This window comes from Streptomyces sp. NPDC054813 (assembly GCF_053611365.1).
On record NZ_JBSHAF010000032.1, the window covers coordinates 77,080 to 92,333 of the forward strand.

Consider the following 15,254-nt stretch of genomic DNA (forward strand, 5'->3'; position numbering starts at 1 on the left):
CCGGTCGTCGGGTTCGAGGAGCAGTTCGACACATCGGTAGGCTGCGTCACCATGACGCGCGCCTGGATCCTGCCGATGCTGTTCGTGCTCTGCGGATCAGTCATGGGGACCGGCCTGATCCTGCGGGGGAGCCCCTCCGCCGCCGTGGCCGTCCTGCTGGTGTTCGTGCTGGTCGCGGGGGTGAACTCACCTCTCGTGTTCCCGCGGTCGATCGGCGCGCTGGAGGCAGCTCGCCGGAGCGCGGCCGACGGCCGGCCGGTCGTCTTCTGGCGGCCGGGCTGCCAGTACTGCATACGGCTGCGCTTCCGGCTGGGCCGCGGCGCACGGCAGGTGCACTGGGTCAACATCTGGCGCGACCCGGCGGGAGCCGCCGCGGTGCGGGCGGCCAACGAGGGGAACGAGACCGTGCCGACGGTCGTCGTGGCGGGCCGGCCGCACACCAACCCCGACCCCGCATGGGTGCGCGGACAACTCTCCCGTCCGGCGTGAAGGACAGGCCAGGAGGCCGTCTCGGCCGAACCTAGCCCTCCGGGGCCGGCTTCCAGTCCTGGGCGAGGAGGCCGAGCAGTACCTCGTCGAGGAACTCGCCCATCACCCAGGCCGCGGAGCGCAGTAGACCCTCGCGGACGAAGCCGTTGCGCTCGGCGGAGCGCAGCATCGCGGTGTTGTCCGCCAGCGTGTCGACCTGGAGCCGGTGCAGGCCGCGCACGACGAAGCCGTAGTGGCACAGCACGGCGACCACGTCGGTGCCGTAGCCCTTGCCGCGGACGGACGGCAGCAGCCCCAGCCCGAGGTGCGCGGAGCGGTTGTGGGTGTCGATGCCCCACAGCATCGCGCTGCCGACCAGCGTGCCGCCGTCCAGCTCCACCACGGAGAAAGAGACATTCCCTTCCACCTCGTCGGCCACCACGAACGGCGCTTCCTTCGAGCCGGGCGTGAACGGCCGCCATGGCCGGCCGCTGGCCCGCGAGGTGGTGACCACGTCGCCGTGGAGCTCGGCCTGCAGGACCGGGACGTCCGCCTCGTACCGGGCCCTGAGCCCGATCTTGTTACCCCTAAGCATGCGAGCTTCCTATCCGACCTGCCCGACCGGCGGCAAACCAATATCGGGCCGGCCCGGCGGCTGTGAACCGGCCCGCTCCGCCTGTGAGTTGAGCACGCCGCCTGTGGATCGCCGTACCACTCCCTGACAGGGCGGCGCCGGATGCGAGGATGATGCGCCATGACGGCAGGGTGGTGTGCGCGCACGGTACGGGCCGCGGTGTTCGCGGCCGTCTGTGTGCTGCTCGCCGCCCTGGGTCACGTCATGATGTCCGGCAGCCGGGTGCCCGGCTGGGCCCTGGCCGCGGGGCTGGTGGTCACCGGCGTCCTGGGCTGGGCCCTGGCCGGGCGTGAACGCGGGCTGCCGCTGGTCGTGTCCGCCGCGGTCGGCGCCCAGACGGCGCTGCACGGCGGCTACTCCGCGGCCCAGGCGTGGACATCCCAGCCGGACCCCATGGCCCCCATGGACATGGCCTCCATGCATATGGCTCCCATGCATATGGCCCCTATGCATATGGCCCCTATGCATATGGACATGGCCGGTGACATGGCCTCCATGCACATGGGCCCAGCCCACCTGGACCCCGTCGAATACCTGGGCTTCGGCACCGGCGGCACGGCCTCCACCGGCATGCTCGCCGCCCACCTCCTCGCCGCGCTGCTGTGCGGACTCTGGCTCGGCCACGGCGAACGGGCCGCCTTCCGCATCCTGCGAGCCGTCGCCGGCCGGCTCACCGCACCGCTGCGGCTGCTGCTCGCCCTGCCCGCCGCACCCGAGCGGCCGCGCCCCCGCCCGCTCCGCCGCCGCTCGGACCGGGCGCCGCGGCTGCTGCTCCTCGTCCACGCGATCACTTCCCGGGGTCCGCCCGTGCGGACGGCTGTCGCCTGACGACAGCTGGTGTTCCGGGGCCGCCCACGCGCGCCCCGGACGAACACGGCGGCCGTACGCCCGCGCACGCACGCAGGGCCGGCCGTCTCCCCCTCACCTTTCTCACAAGGACACCGAGTGATCACTTCCGTCCTGCCCGCACGCCCCGCGCCGCACGAGAAACGCGACGAGTCGATCACGGCCTGGGCGCTCGCCGCCCGCTCCGGAGACACGGTCGCCGTGGACGCGTTCGTCCGGGCCCTGCACCGCGACGTGCTGCGGTACGTCACCCATCTCGGCGCCGACCCGCAGGCGGTCGACGACCTCGCGCAGGACACGTTCCTGCGCGCGCTGGGCAGCCTGCACCGCTTCGAGGGCCGCTGTTCGGCCCGGTCCTGGCTGCTGTCGATCGCCCGCCGGGCGGTCGTGGACAGCCGTCGGTACGCCGCCGTCCGGCCGCGCCCGGCGGACGTCCCCGACTGGCAGCTGGCCGTCGAGCGGGCCCAGCCGTACGGGCTGCCCGGCTTCGACGACGGGGTCGCGCTGCTCGATCTGCTGGCGGCGCTGCCCGCCGAGCGACGGGAGGCGTTCGTCCTCACCCAACTCGTCGGGCTGCCGTACGCGGAGGCCGCCGAGGTCAGCGACTGTCCCGTGGGCACGGTCCGGTCCCGGGTGGCCCGGGCCCGCGAGGCGCTCCAGGATCAGCTGGCCTGAGGCGCGTCGGGAGATTCCCCGAACGCCTTCAGGATCCGCTCGGCGGCCAGCGTCGCCGTCAACGTGCCGTCCCTGACCTGCCGTTCGAGGTCGGGGGCGGCCGCGCGCACCGCCGGATGGGCGGACAGCCGGCCGAGCAGCTCGTCCCGCACCATCGACCAGGTCCAGCCGACCTGCTGCTCGCGGCGCTTCTCGGCGAGCCGCCCGGTGGAGTCGAGCAGCGCCCGGTGCTGCTCCAGACGCTCCCAGACCAGTTCCAGGCCGATCGAGTCGCGGGCGCTGCAACTCAGCACCGGCGGCGTCCAGAACGCGTCCTTGCCGTGCATCAGCCGCAGCGCGCCCGCCAGCTCCCGTGCCGCGGACCGCGCGTCGCGCTCGTGCGGGCCGTCCGCCTTGTTGACGGCGATGACGTCGGCCAGCTCCAGGACGCCCTTCTTGATGCCCTGGAGCTGATCACCGGTGCGGGCCAGGCTGAGCAGCAGGAAGGAGTCGACCATGTCGGCGACCGCCGTCTCGGACTGCCCGACGCCGACGGTCTCGACCAGGATCACGTCGTACCCGGCGGCCTCCATGACCACCATCGACTCCCGGGTCGCCTTCGTGACCCCGCCGAGGGTGCCCGCGCTGGGGGAGGGGCGGACGAAGGCGTTCGGGTCGACCGACAGCCGCTCCATCCGCGTCTTGTCACCGAGGATCGAGCCCCCGGTCCGGGTGGACGACGGGTCCACGGCGAGCACCGCGACCCGGTGGCCGAGGCCGGTCAGTATGGTCCCGAACGCGTCGATGAACGTCGACTTGCCCACGCCCGGCACCCCGCTGATGCCGATCCGCCGTGCCCGGCCGCTGTGCGGAAGCAGCTCGGTGAGCAACTCCTGGGCCAGCACCCGGTGCTGTGGCCGGGTGGACTCGACGAGGGTGATCGCGCGGGCGACGACCGCGCGCTTCTGGTCGAGCACACCCTTCACATAGGCGTCGACATCGATCACAGGTCGTGCCCGAGATCCGCCGACAGCCGCTTCACCAGGTCGTAGGCCGCGTCCGGAATCACCGTCCCGGGCGGGAACACGGCCGTGGCGCCCATCTCCAGGAGGGTCGGCACGTCCTGCGGCGGGATCACCCCGCCGACCACGATCATGATGTCCGCCCGGCCCTCCTCGGCGAGCTTCTCGCGCAGCGCCGGTACGAGGGTGAGGTGGCCGGCCGCCAGCGAGGACACGCCGACCACGTGGACGTCCGCCTCCACCGCCTGCCGGGCGACCTCCTCCGGGGTCTGGAACAGCGGGCCGACGTCGACGTCGAAGCCGAGGTCGGCGAAGGCGGTCGCGATCACCTTCTGGCCGCGGTCGTGGCCGTCCTGGCCCATCTTGGCGACCAGGATGCGCGGGCGGCGCCCCTCGGCCTCGTCGAAGGCGTCGACCAGGGCCCGGGTGCGGTCCACGTTCGGGGACTCACCGGCTTCGTTGCGGTACACACCGGAGATCGTACGGATCTGGCTGGCGTGCCGGCCGTACACCTTCTCCAGGGCGTCGGAGATCTCGCCGACGGTCGCCTTGGCGCGGGCCGCGTTCACCGCCAGCTCCAGCAGATTGCCCTCGCCGTCGGCCGCCCGGGTCAGGGCGTCGAGCGCGGCCCGGCACTCGACGTCGTCCCGCTCCGCCCGCAGCCGCCGCAGCTTCTCGATCTGCTGGGTGCGCACCGAGGAGTTGTCGACCTTGAGGACCTCGATCTGCTCGTCGCTGTCCACCCGGTACTTGTTGACGCCGATCACCGGCTGCCGCCCGGAGTCGATCCGCGCCTGCGTCCGCGCGGCCGCCTCCTCCACGCGCAGCTTCGGGATACCGGCGTCGATGGCCTGCGCCATACCGCCGGCCTGCTCGACCTCCTGGATGTGCGCCCAGGCCTTGCGCGCGAGGTCGTAGGTCAGCCGCTCCACGTAGGCGCTGCCGCCCCACGGGTCGATGACCCTCGTCGTCCCCGACTCCTGCTGGATCAGCAGCTGGGTGTTGCGGGCGATGCGCGCCGAGAAGTCGGTGGGCAGGGCGAGGGCCTCGTCCAGGGCGTTGGTGTGCAGCGACTGGGTGTGGCCCTGGGTCGCCGCCATCGCCTCCACACAGGTCCGCGTGACGTTGTTGAAGACGTCCTGCGCGGTCAGCGACCAGCCCGAGGTCTGCGAATGGGTGCGCAGGGAGAGGGACTTGGTGTTCTGCGGCTCGAACTGCGAGACCAGCTTGGCCCACAGCAGCCGGGCCGCCCGCATCTTGGCGATCTCCATGAAGAAGTTCATGCCGATCGCCCAGAAGAAGGAGAGGCGGGGCGCGAACGCGTCCACGTCCAGGCCGGCTTCGCGGCCCGCCCGGATGTACTCGACGCCGTCCGCCAGCGTGTACGCCAGCTCCAGGTCGGCCGTGGCACCGGCCTCCTGGATGTGGTAGCCGGAGATGGAGATCGAGTTGTAGCGGGGCATCCGCTGCGAGGTGAAGGCGAAGATGTCGGAGATGATCCGCATCGACGGCTTCGGCGGATAGATGTAGGTGTTGCGGACCATGAACTCCTTGAGGATGTCGTTCTGGATGGTCCCGGCCAGCTTCTCGGGCGGTACGCCCTGTTCCTCCGCGGCCACGATGTAGAGCGCGAGCACCGGCAGCACGGCGCCGTTCATCGTCATCGACACGGTCATCCGGTCCAGCGGGATCCCGTCGAAGAGCTGGCGCATGTCGTAGATGGAGTCGATGGCCACGCCCGCCATGCCGACGTCACCGGTCACCCGCGGGTGGTCGCTGTCGTACCCCCGGTGGGTGGGCAGGTCGAAGGCGACCGACAGGCCCTTCTGGCCGGCCGCGAGGTTGCGCCGGTAGAACGCGTTGGACTCCTCGGCGGTGGAGAAGCCCGCGTACTGGCGGATGGTCCAGGGCTGGTTGACGTACATCGTCGGGTAGGGGCCGCGCAGATACGGCGCGATGCCCGGGTACGTCCCGAGGAAGTCCAGGCCCTCCAGGTCACGGCCGGTGTAGAGCGGCTTGACCCCGATGCCCTCCGGGGTCTCCCAGACCGGGGCCTCGCTGCCGGTGGCGTGCTTGACGGCCGTACGCCACTCCGCGTCACCGCCCTCGGTGACGGGGGTCCCCAGCTCGATGCCGGAGAAGTCGGGGATTCCCATCAGGACACTCCCATGCGGTCAAGGGTCTCGGACAGCACGGCCACGGCGTCGCAGCCCGCGAAGACGTACGAGTCGACACCGGCGAACTCGCCCCGGCCCGCGAGGAACACGTGCCGGGCACCGGCCGCCTTCAGCGACTCGGCGGTTCCCGGGGCCTGTTCGGCGTAGAGCGCGTCGCTGGAGCAGAGCACCGCCTCGGTGGCGCCGCTCTCCTCGAAGCTGCCCTCGGTGACGGTTTCGATGCCACCGGCCTGGAAGAGGTTGGCGGCGAAACCGGCGCGGGCGGTGTAGGCGGCGGCCGGGCCGATCGTCGCCAGGTAGATCCGGGGGCGGCCGCCGGTCGCCGCGAGGTGCGCGTCCGAGCGGGCGCGCAGCTCCTCGTAGGCCTCGTCCCGGCGCACCCGGGGGAGCCCGCCGGACGGCGGCTCCGGGGCGGGTTCGCGCACCGGCGGCTTCTCCGCCAGGAGCGGGAACTCGCTGACGCCGGTGATGGGTTCGCGGCGCCTGGCGAGCTTCTTGGAGCGCTCCGCCCAGGTCGTCGCGAGGTCCGTGCGCAGCCGGCCCGAGCGCAGCACGGCCGCCTGGCCGCCGTCCCGCTCGATCGACCGGAAGAACTCCCAGCCCGCGTGGGCGAGTTCGTCGGTGAGCCGTTCCACGTACCAGGAGCCGCCCGCCGGGTCGATCACCCGGGCCAGATGCGACTCCTCGACCAGGATCGTCGAGGTGTTGCGGGCGATACGGCGGGCGAACGCGTCCGGCAGGCCGAGTGCGTGGTCGAACGGCAGCACGGTGACCGCATCGGCGCCGCCCACCCCGGCGGCGAGCGTGGCGACCGTGGTGCGCAGCATGTTCACCCACGGGTCGCGGCGGCTCATCATTACCGGCGAGGTGACCGCGTGCTGCACCTGGGCGCCCGCGTCGGCCGCCCCGCTGACCTCGGCGACCCGCGCCCACAGCCGGCGCGCCGCGCGCAGCTTGGCGATCGTCAGGAACTGGTCGGCGGTGGCTGCGTACCGGAACTCCAGCTGCCCGAGAGCCTGTGCGACGCCCATCCCGGCCTCGGTCAGCTCCCGGAGGTAGGCCACTCCGGTGGCCAGTGAGACGCCCAGCTCCTGTCCGGCCGACCCGCCCGCCTCGTGGTACGGCAGCGCGTCCACGATCAGTGCGCGCAGCCCCGGGAATTCCTCGGCGCACCGCCGCGCCGGCCCGGCGACCGGCGCGAAGTCCAGGGACTCTCCCGTACGCGCCTCGAAGCCGAGCGGGTCGGCGCCCAGGTTGCCGCGTACGGCCTTGGGGTCGACGCCCTTCTCGTCGTAGAGCCGGAACAGCTCGGCGGCCGCCTCCGGCATCTCGCGGCCGGCGTCGAGGACGACCGGGGCCAGGTCGAGGTAGACGCCGTCGAGGGCGCGGGCGAGGCCGGACACCGGGATGCCGCCCTGGCCGACCAGCAGCCAGAGTGAGGTGACCCCGTTCTCCAGATCGGTCAGGACCGCGCCGTCGGGGGCTGCCGCGTGCCGCTGCCTTATGTCCCAGCCGCCCCCGGTGCCGCCCTCGGGCCGGCCGCCGCGCACATACGGCGCGAAGCCGGGCAGGCCGGGGTCGGGCGCCATGTCGCGCGCGGTGTAGAGGGGACGGGTGCGCAGCCCGTCCTCCAGCGTCGTGGACAGAGCGTCCTCAGCGGCCTCGCCCGAGACTTCCCTGCCCGACTTGCGCAGTACACCCGCCACGAGGTGTTGCCACTGCTCGTGTGTCGCGTCAGGGAACTCGGCGGCCAGTGAGAGCCCGTCGTCAGGCAGGACCGTCATGCTCGGATGCTAGGGCAGAGCGCCAAAAGTGCACGGGTGACGGGGCTGTGACCTTGCCCTCTCAGTGGTTGTGACCTGAGCCTCCCGAGGGGGAAGTGGGCTGATTCGTGCGGTCAGCGCGTGCCGTCGGCGAGCCGCGGCACGAGTGCGCTCAGGGCCTCGCGCTGGTCCGCTCCGATGACGTGGGCGAACGCCTCCCCGACCGTCTCGGCGAGGGTGACGGAGGCGTCCTCGAGGAGGCTCCGGGCCTTGTCGGTGAGGGCGACCTCGATGCCCCGCCTGTCCTCGCAGACGGCCTTGCGGGTGACCAGGCCGGCGTGCTGGAGGCAGGCGATCTGGTAGGTGAGGCGGGTTTTGGGGCGGCCCAGCAGCTCGGCGATCCGGGTCATCCGCAGGCCCTCGCGCGGCTGCTCGGCCAGCAGGCACAGGATCAGGAACTCGTCGTGCGAGACGTCCAGCCGCTTCTTCACGACCGACCGCAGCCGTTGCTCCACCGCCCCGGTCGCGGCCAGCAGCAGCATCCAGGCGCGCAGTTCGGCCGGGAGCAGCCCATCGCCCGCGTGGGACGGGCATTCGGGCAGCTCTGCGGGGTGTTCCTGGGCGGCGGCCATGGCATCGAGTCTACCTGTTGTTCAAATTTGGATATTGGGCTAGCGTGCAGCCGTACCGCAGTCATCCAAATTTGAACCATCAATCGATCGGAGCGCGGCCATGACCGTCACCGTGGAAACCGGCCTCTGGCAGCTCGACCCGACCGCCTCAACCGTCGCCGTCCGGCACAAGTCGGTGTGGGGCCTGGTCACCGTCAAGGGCACCTTCACGGGCGTCACCGGGCGGGGCGAGGTCGCCGCCGACGGCACCGCCACCGGCACGCTGGCGATCGACGCGGCCTCCCTGGACACCAAGAACAAGAAGCGGGACGACCATCTGCGCTCGGCCGACTTCTTCGACGCCGCCAACCACCCGGAGATCACCTTCGCGGTGCGCGGTGCCGAGCGGGGCGCGGGCGACGCGGTGCACGTCGACGGCCAGCTGACCGTCCGGGGCGTCAGCAGGCCGCAGCAGGTCACCGCCAAGCTGGTCTCGGCCGACGCGGACGGCCTGACGCTGGAGGCCGAGTTCACGGTGGTGCGCGAGGAGTTCGGGGTCACCTTCAACCAGATGCGCATGATGGGCGGCCCGACCACGGTGACCGCCACCCTGCGCTTCACCCGCGCGGCGGCCTGACCGGCGGTACAGGGCCTGTCTGACGCAGCGTGACGTACTGGCTGGACAGGGTCTGCGGGTCCGCCGTGAAGGCGCGCAGCCGGATCCGGGTGCTCGGCTTGGCGGGGATGCCGAAGCGGCCGTTCGGCGGCCGGAGCTCGACGCTCGCCGTGCCGTGCCCGGGAATCGTCGCCGGGCCCCGCACCAGCAGCCAGTACATGCTCATGCCCTGGCCGGTGGTGAGCGTGTAGTGCGGGGTGAGCGGGGTGCTGCCGGTGTTCACCACCTTCAGCGTCATCGCCCGGACCACCGCGGGCGACCGCTCGGCCCGGCGCAGGGCGGTGATCTCCATCCGCAGCGGCGGCTTGCCGGACACCGCGAGGGCCGCGCTCGCCAGCGCCGGGGCGAACAGCAGGGCGACCGTCGCGACCAGGACGGGCCGGCGGCGGGACCCGGTGAGGAAGGCCGGACGCGGCTGCCAGGCACGCTCGAACTCCGACAGGGGCGCGGTGACGGCGGCCGCCAGCCACAGCGGGGTCATCAGCAGGTAGTAGCCGTCCTGGGAGCGGGTCGCCAGGAAGAAGGCGAGCCAGGGCAGCACGGTCGCCACCGGGCCGAGGCGCCGTACGAACAGCACGAACAGGGCGAGCAGGGCCGCCGCGAGCAGCATGCTGGCGTGCGAGTACCAGTCGATGCGGTCGCTGCCGTCGGTGAAGTACAGCGTGACGTCCACCAGGCCCTGGCCGTGCACCACGGCGCCCTGGGTCAGCGGCAGCGCGATCCCGCCCAGCCAGCGGCCGGGCTCGGACACGATGAAGTACGTGTTGATCAGCAGCCAGACCGTGACGGCGACGCCGACGATCCGCAGGACCACCAGAGCGGCGGCCCGGCCGCCCAGCTCCCCGCGCCGCACCGCGTAGATCCCGGCCAGCAGGAACGGCGTGACGAACCAGGGCAGTTGCTGTGCCGCGCAGGCCGCACCCAGGCACGCGGCCCGGGCGATCCCGGCCGTGCCCAGCCGGCCGCCCGCACCGGTCCGCGGCCAGCGCACCATCACCGGGATCAGCAGGGCCAGCCCGATGATCGCCGGGTAGCCGACCCGGGCGTACGTCGACAGGAAACCGAATCCCAGGCAGGCCAGCGTCGCCGCGGACCGCCACGGCGCCGGGAGCATCCGCCACAGCGTGATCGTGCCGGCGATCAGCGCGCCCGTGCACACCGCCGTCGCCGGGGTGCCGGAATGGCCCAGCCACAACAGCGGGACGGTCAGCAGCGGCGCCAGCGGGGGATAGCCGTACGTGTAGTCGTAGCCGCCGCCTATCGTCGGCGTGAGGGCGATGCCCGTGCCGTGGAACAGCCAGGGCCAGGGCTGCCCGTAGACGGCGTGGCCGGCGACGAGCTCCCTGGCGGCCTGGGTGGTGAGGACGCCCTCGTCGCCGCCGTTGTGGTTCAGCGCCCAGGCGCACAGGGCGAGGACCACCGCCGTGATCAGGACCAGCAGGTCGAGGCGGGCCAGCGACCGGGTCCTGCGGACCGTCAGCGTCAGTACTCCGGTCACCAGGATCGAGGCGTAGCAGACGGAGATCAGGGCCGCCATGGCCAGGTGGTGCGTGGCCGCCTGCGTCCAGAACGAGCGGGTGCCGATGAACAGACCGATGTCGGCGAGGAGGGTCAGGACGCGATGCCAGGGTGCGGGGGCTCCGGGATCTGCGGGATCTCCGGGCTCTCCCGGGGCGGCGGACACCGCCGACTGTGTCCGCCGGTCGGGTGTCACCTGTTGTGTTTCTGCCAAGTGCACGCATCGGACGCTAATCCCGGGCGGTGAGCGGGGCGCCGTAGGAGGAGAAGAGTCCGGTGTGAGGGCGGTAAGAAGCCCCCAATGCGCGGCAATCGCCCTAATAGTGACAAGACCTCCTCTTCTTCGCATGAGCGCCCACAGTCGTTCGCGCTTCGTGTCGCTGTTGGGCCGAACGGGTGACTTGGCGTAAGAATTGGCTGGTGCAGGCATCGAGTGCGAGTCAGGTCAGGGGGAGCCGGTGAGCCGTTACGACGTCACCGATGAACAGTGGGAGGGGCTCGCCCAGGTCGTGCCGTTGCGGGGCCGGGACGCCTGGCCGTCGGCGGTGGGCCACCGGGCGCTGCCGGACGCGGAGACCGAGACGCGGCGCCGTTTCGTGGTGCTGCGGGTGAACGTCTTCGCCGACGCGCGCGAGGTCGCCGAGACGCTGATGGCCGGGATACCGGTCCTGCTCGACCTGACCGGCGCGGAGACGGAGACCGCCAAGCGCGTCCTCGACTTCAGCACGGGCGTCGTCTTCGGCCTCGCGAGCGGAATGCACCGGGTGGACCGCAACGTCTTCCTCCTCACCCCGCCCGGCACGGAGGTCAGCGGACTGATGGAGGGGGCGGGGGTGTCGGGGGGCTGAGGACCCGTCCGGGCAGAGCCGCGCACGCCCGACGCGACCTTCTCGACGGAGGGTCACTGGCCGGCGGCCTCTTCGCCGGTGGGGGTGGCTGGCGGCGCGGGCTGCTTGGTGGGGGCGGCGGCTGGCGGCGCGCGCTCCTTGGTGGAGGGTGCGGCGGCCGCTGCGGTCCGCTCGGCGGAGGGAGTGGTGCTCGGCGCGCCCTTCTTGGCGGAAGGGGCGGCGGCGCGGTGGTCCACGGCTCGGCGGAAGGCGCGTCGGGCATGGGGTGATGGCGCGCGCATCCCCCGATCGTAGGAAGGTCCCGTCGGCGGAACGGTTCGCCGATCGTCCGGAGCCCTACGGTCCGCATATGGCCGTGCCCCCCGTCTCGCCCGCGTCCCGCCCCTCTCCGTCCGCCGGTTCCGCTCCAGGCGATACGCCGACGTCACCTGAAGCCGTGCCACCACCGGCACCATCGAGCGTCCCGACGCTCCCCGACGGCCCTGGACCCGAACGCCCCCGCGAGTCCCGCCCCGCCAACCCCGCCGAACCGCAGGAGACGGTACCCGGCGCCCGGTCGGGCCGCCGCGCGAAACCGCCGACCGCGGGGACCGCCGGTCCGCCGCCCGCTGCATCGTCCGCCCGCCCGGTCGGCACCTCCTCCGTCACTTCGGCTCCCGCTGCCGCTGCATCGTCCGCCCGGCCGGTCGGTGCCTCTTCCGTCACTTCGGCTCCTGCTGCCGCTGCATCGTCCGCCCGGCCAGCCGGTGGCTCTTCCGCCGCTCCCGCTCCCACCGCCCCCCGACGCGACCCCCGGCCCCGGGTCACCGAGCTTCGGCTGTCCGCTTTCGGGCGGCATCGGGGGGCGGGTTTCTCGCTGGGGCCGGTCACTCTCTTCGCCGGGCCCAGTGGCAGTGGGAAGTCCGCGGCGCTCGCGGCCTACGAGGCGCTGGCGCGGCTGGGGGGCGGGGCCTCGGTCGCGGAGGTGTTCCCCGACCCCGTCGCGCTGGTGCCGGAGCGGGCGCGGCCCGACGCGCAGCGGCGACGGGGGTTCCGGATCGGGTGTACGGCGGACGGCACCGAGGGGCCCGTACGGCTCGATGTCGCCGTGCAGGCCGAGCCCGAACTCCGCATCGTCGGGGAACGGTTGACCGCCGGCGGCCTCGTGCTGCTGGAGACCGCCCTGCGCGACCCCGGACGGCGGGCCGTACAGGCCGCCTGGCACACGGCGGGCAGTTCCCCGGTGACCAGGGCCCCGCTGCCCGACGACCGGCTCGGCACCGCCCTGCTGCCGCTGCGCGTCGCCGGGAAGACCGACGGGCAGCGCCAGGTCCTCGCCGCCGCCGAGCAGATGGTCGTCGCCCTGCGGTCCGTGTTCGCCTGCGACCCGCGCCCCGAGGGCATGCGCACCCCCGTCCTGACCGGCTCGGGGCGCCTGCTGCGCGGCTGCGACAACCTCGCGGACGTCCTGTGGCGCACCCGCTCCGAGTGCGGCCGTCGGCACGGGCTGCTCGTCGACGCGGTACGCACCGGCTGCGCCGGCCCCGTGACCGACCTGCTCGCCGAGCTGCTCGGCGACGGCACGGTAAGGGCGCTGGTCGACCGCGGCGACGGCCACCGCTCGGAGCTGGCCCGGCTCGGCGACGGCGAACTGCGCTATCTCGCCCTCGCCCTGGTCCTCTTCACCGGCCCCGGCGTCCTGGAGGTCGACGCACCCGGCGAGGTCCCCGACGCCATGCGCAGCCTCACCGTCCTCGCCGACGGCTTCGACCGCTGCCTCGACCCCCGCCAGCGCACCGAACTCCTGCGCACCGCCGTCCTGATGGGCGAGCGCGGCCACATCCGCTTCGTCGGCGCGGTGAGCGACGCGACGTGGGCCGCCGAGGCCGGGGCGATCACAGTGGTACACCTGGACGCGTGAGCGACGAAGAACCTCTCGACGTGGCGAAGCTCCAGCACCGGCTGGCCGAGTTCGCCGCCGCCCGTGACTGGCGGCAGTACCACACGCCCAAGAACCTGGTGGCCGCCCTCAGTGTCGAGGCCTCCGAACTGGTCGAGATCTTCCAGTGGTTGACCCCGGAGGAGTCCGCCCGGGTGATGGACGACCCCGACACCGCCCACAAGGTCACGGACGAGGTCGCCGACGTCCTGTCCTATCTGCTCCAGCTCTGCGGGGTCCTGGAGATCGACCCGCTGGCCGCGCTGGCCGCGAAGATCGAGCGCAACGAGAAGCGGTTCCCGCCCGCCTGACGGAAGGTCATGGGGGGTCAGGGGGGAGTGCGGTACTCCGGTATAACGCTCGGTAGCCGGAACCCCGCCCGAATCCGAATTGTTGTCCACAGATTTCCCCCTTCCTCTGGCTCTACGTCTCGCGCACCTTCACTCTGGGTAGTGAACTACTGAATGCTGCAAGGCAGTTCGGACCGACGGGGACGGGGCGACGGATGGACGCGATGCGGCTCATCGTGGCGAGCAGACGGGCGCTGGCGAGTGGTGCCGGTGCACCGGAGATGATGACCGAGGTGTGGCAGGCCCAGGCCCTGGCCCAGGCGATCGGCAGCCGGCTGGCCGTCTCCGGCCCGCCCGAGCTGCGCGGCGAGGCCCTCGGCCTGACCGAGCTGGCGGGGCGGGGATGCGGGATTCTGGGCGCCCCTGACCTGGACCCCGGCACCCTGCGTGCCGCGCAGCTCACCGAACTGGACGACGCGCGTGCAACGCTTCTCTCCCTCGGCGGCCTCCTTGCCGAGGTCGGCATCACGCTGGTCGGCATGGCCAGCACGGCGGCCGACGAGGCGACGTACTGGCAGTGCATGGAGGCCATCGACGCGGCCGACGAGTCCCGGGACCGGGTACTGGAGATGCTGCGCAAACTGGCGGCAAGAGAGGAAGTCCGCGACGGCTGACCTCCGGCACCGGCCTCGACGCGAGCCGTCCCTCCCGGCTCCTCCGGAACGGAGCGGGGCCGGTGCCCACGACGCACCACCGGAGCGCCGGCGTCCGCACGCCTCGCACGTCTGCGACCGGTACCCGAACTCATTCACCCTGGCGGGGACGCGCGCGGCGCCCGGTGCCGGTGCGGTTGACGGGGCCGCGGCCGTGCAGGATGGACGCATGGACCTTCGCATCTTCACCGAGCCCCAGCAGGGCGCGAGCTACGACACCCTCCTCACCGTCGCCAAGGCGACCGAGGAGCTCGGGTTCGACGCCTTCTTCCGCTCCGACCACTACCTGAAGATGGGCGACGCGGACGGCCTGCCCGGCCCCACCGACGCCTGGATCACCCTGGCCGGGCTCGCCCGCGAGACCAAGCGGATCCGCCTCGGCACCCTGATGACCGCGGGCACCTTCCGGCTGCCCGGCGTGCTCGCAATCCAGGTCGCCCAGGTCGACCAGATGTCCGGCGGCCGGGTCGAACTCGGCCTCGGCGCGGGCTGGTTCGAGGAGGAACACAAGGCGTACGGCATCCCCTTCCCGAAGGAGAAGTTCGGCCGCCTGGAGGAGCAGCTGGCGATCGTCACCGGGCTGTGGGAGACCAAGCTCGGCGAGACCTTCGACTTCCACGGCACCTATTACGACCTCACCGACTCGCCCGCGCTGCCCAAGCCCGCCCAGGCGCGGATCCCGGTGCTGATCGGCGGCCACGGCGCCACCCGCACCCCGAAGCTGACCGCTCGGTACGCCGACGAGTTCAACATGCCGTTCGCCTCGATCGAGGACACCGCGGCCCAGTTCGGCCGGGTGCGTGCCGCCGCGGAGGCGGCCGGCCGCAAGAGCGACGAGCTGACGTACTCCAACGCCCTCGTGGTCTGCGTCGGCAAGGACGACCAGGAGGTCGCCCGCCGCGCCGCCGCGATCGGCCGTGAGGTCGACGAGCTGAAGACGAACGGCCTGGCCGGCACCCCGGCCGAGGTCGTCGACAAGATCGGCCGCTATGCGGAGATCGGCTCGCAGCGCTTCTACCTCCAGATCCTCGACCTGTCCGACCTGGACCACCTGGAGCTGATCTCCGCCCAGGTCCAGTCGCAGCTGTCGTAACCGACCCGGGCCGCGCATCCGGT

The 15,254-nt window shown here is 72.4% G+C and carries 16 protein-coding genes; 9 read left to right on the plus strand and 7 right to left on the minus strand.

The genetic code is table 11. From position 1 onward, the window contains the following. Positions 1–51 precede the first annotated feature (51 nt). A complete protein-coding gene (locus ACWGJB_RS43035; protein ID WP_453385478.1) occupies positions 52–489 on the plus strand; it encodes a glutaredoxin domain-containing protein in 438 nt (145 codons plus the stop codon). 31 nt (positions 490–520) lie between these two features. Here ACWGJB_RS43035 and ACWGJB_RS43040 read toward each other — a convergent pair whose 3' ends face one another. After that, positions 521–1,063 (minus strand): GNAT family N-acetyltransferase, encoded by a 543-nt coding sequence (locus ACWGJB_RS43040; RefSeq protein WP_453385479.1) that lies wholly within the window; start codon positions 1,061–1,063, stop codon positions 521–523. 159 nt (positions 1,064–1,222) lie between these two features. Between ACWGJB_RS43040 and ACWGJB_RS43045 the strand changes: the two genes are divergently transcribed. Together ACWGJB_RS43045 and ACWGJB_RS43050 are read left to right on the plus strand one after the other, a co-directional pair. After that, positions 1,223–1,930 carry a hypothetical protein gene (locus ACWGJB_RS43045; protein ID WP_453385480.1) on the plus strand — a complete coding sequence of 236 codons (708 nt, stop codon included), beginning with the start codon at positions 1,223–1,225 and terminating at the stop codon, positions 1,928–1,930. A 117-nt stretch (positions 1,931–2,047) separates the two neighbouring features. Further along, positions 2,048–2,623 carry a sigma-70 family RNA polymerase sigma factor gene (locus tag ACWGJB_RS43050; protein ID WP_453385481.1) on the plus strand — a complete coding sequence of 192 codons (576 nt, stop codon included), beginning with the start codon at positions 2,048–2,050 and terminating at the stop codon, positions 2,621–2,623. Here the strand turns inward: ACWGJB_RS43050 and meaB are convergent. From meaB to ACWGJB_RS43070, 4 genes are all read right to left on the minus strand, one after another. Beyond that, a complete protein-coding gene (gene meaB, locus ACWGJB_RS43055; protein WP_453385482.1) occupies positions 2,611–3,609 on the minus strand; it encodes a methylmalonyl Co-A mutase-associated GTPase MeaB in 999 nt (332 codons plus the stop codon). The two genes, ACWGJB_RS43050 and meaB, sit on opposite strands and share 13 nt — an antisense overlap. After that, a complete protein-coding gene (gene scpA, locus ACWGJB_RS43060) occupies positions 3,606–5,780 on the minus strand; it encodes a methylmalonyl-CoA mutase (RefSeq protein WP_453385483.1) in 2,175 nt (724 codons plus the stop codon). The genes meaB and scpA overlap by 4 nt, the downstream gene beginning before the upstream one ends. Beyond that, complete coding sequence (locus ACWGJB_RS43065) at positions 5,780–7,585, minus strand: methylmalonyl-CoA mutase family protein (RefSeq protein ID WP_453385484.1); 1,806 nt, start codon at positions 7,583–7,585, stop codon at positions 5,780–5,782. Before ACWGJB_RS43065 ends, scpA begins: the two co-directional genes overlap by 1 nt. Before the next feature lie 113 nt (positions 7,586–7,698). Further along, the gene (locus ACWGJB_RS43070) at positions 7,699–8,196 is read right to left on the minus strand and encodes a MarR family winged helix-turn-helix transcriptional regulator (protein ID WP_453385485.1); all 498 of its coding nucleotides are present in this window, start codon (positions 8,194–8,196) and stop codon (positions 7,699–7,701) included. Positions 8,197–8,296: 100 nt separating this feature from the next. On the opposite strand from ACWGJB_RS43070, the gene ACWGJB_RS43075 reads away from it, so the two are divergent. Beyond that, positions 8,297–8,812, plus strand: a complete 516-nt coding sequence (locus ACWGJB_RS43075) for a YceI family protein (protein ID WP_453385486.1) — start codon at positions 8,297–8,299, stop codon at positions 8,810–8,812. Here the strand turns inward: ACWGJB_RS43075 and ACWGJB_RS43080 are convergent. Further along, positions 8,793–10,589, minus strand: a complete 1,797-nt coding sequence (locus ACWGJB_RS43080; RefSeq protein WP_453385487.1) for a hypothetical protein — start codon at positions 10,587–10,589, stop codon at positions 8,793–8,795. The genes ACWGJB_RS43075 and ACWGJB_RS43080 overlap by 20 nt on opposite strands. Positions 10,590–10,827: 238 nt before the next feature. On the opposite strand from ACWGJB_RS43080, the gene ACWGJB_RS43085 reads away from it, so the two are divergent. After that, the gene (locus tag ACWGJB_RS43085; RefSeq protein WP_360488923.1) at positions 10,828–11,217 is read left to right on the plus strand and encodes a cell division protein SepF; all 390 of its coding nucleotides are present in this window, start codon (positions 10,828–10,830) and stop codon (positions 11,215–11,217) included. 53 nt (positions 11,218–11,270) lie between these two features. Here ACWGJB_RS43085 and ACWGJB_RS43090 read toward each other — a convergent pair whose 3' ends face one another. Continuing rightward, positions 11,271–11,498 carry a hypothetical protein gene (locus ACWGJB_RS43090; RefSeq protein WP_453385488.1) on the minus strand — a complete coding sequence of 76 codons (228 nt, stop codon included), beginning with the start codon at positions 11,496–11,498 and terminating at the stop codon, positions 11,271–11,273. Positions 11,499–12,034: 536 nt separating this feature from the next. On the opposite strand from ACWGJB_RS43090, the gene ACWGJB_RS43095 reads away from it, so the two are divergent. The 4 genes from ACWGJB_RS43095 (at position 12,035) to ACWGJB_RS43110 (ending at position 15,231) form a co-directional block, all read left to right on the plus strand. Further along, positions 12,035–13,117 carry an ATP-binding protein gene (locus tag ACWGJB_RS43095; RefSeq protein ID WP_453385505.1) on the plus strand — a complete coding sequence of 361 codons (1,083 nt, stop codon included), beginning with the start codon at positions 12,035–12,037 and terminating at the stop codon, positions 13,115–13,117. Next, positions 13,114–13,446 carry a nucleotide pyrophosphohydrolase gene (locus tag ACWGJB_RS43100; protein ID WP_453385489.1) on the plus strand — a complete coding sequence of 111 codons (333 nt, stop codon included), beginning with the start codon at positions 13,114–13,116 and terminating at the stop codon, positions 13,444–13,446. The genes ACWGJB_RS43095 and ACWGJB_RS43100 overlap by 4 nt, the downstream gene beginning before the upstream one ends. Before the next feature lie 194 nt (positions 13,447–13,640). After that, entirely contained in the window at positions 13,641–14,099 is a 459-nt protein-coding gene (locus tag ACWGJB_RS43105; RefSeq protein ID WP_453385490.1) for a DUF6099 family protein, read from the plus strand. Between the two features lie 208 nt (positions 14,100–14,307). Next, positions 14,308–15,231: an LLM class F420-dependent oxidoreductase gene (locus ACWGJB_RS43110; protein WP_453385491.1), complete on the plus strand. Its 924-nt coding sequence runs from the start codon at positions 14,308–14,310 to the stop codon at positions 15,229–15,231. Positions 15,232–15,254: the final 23 nt, after the last annotated feature.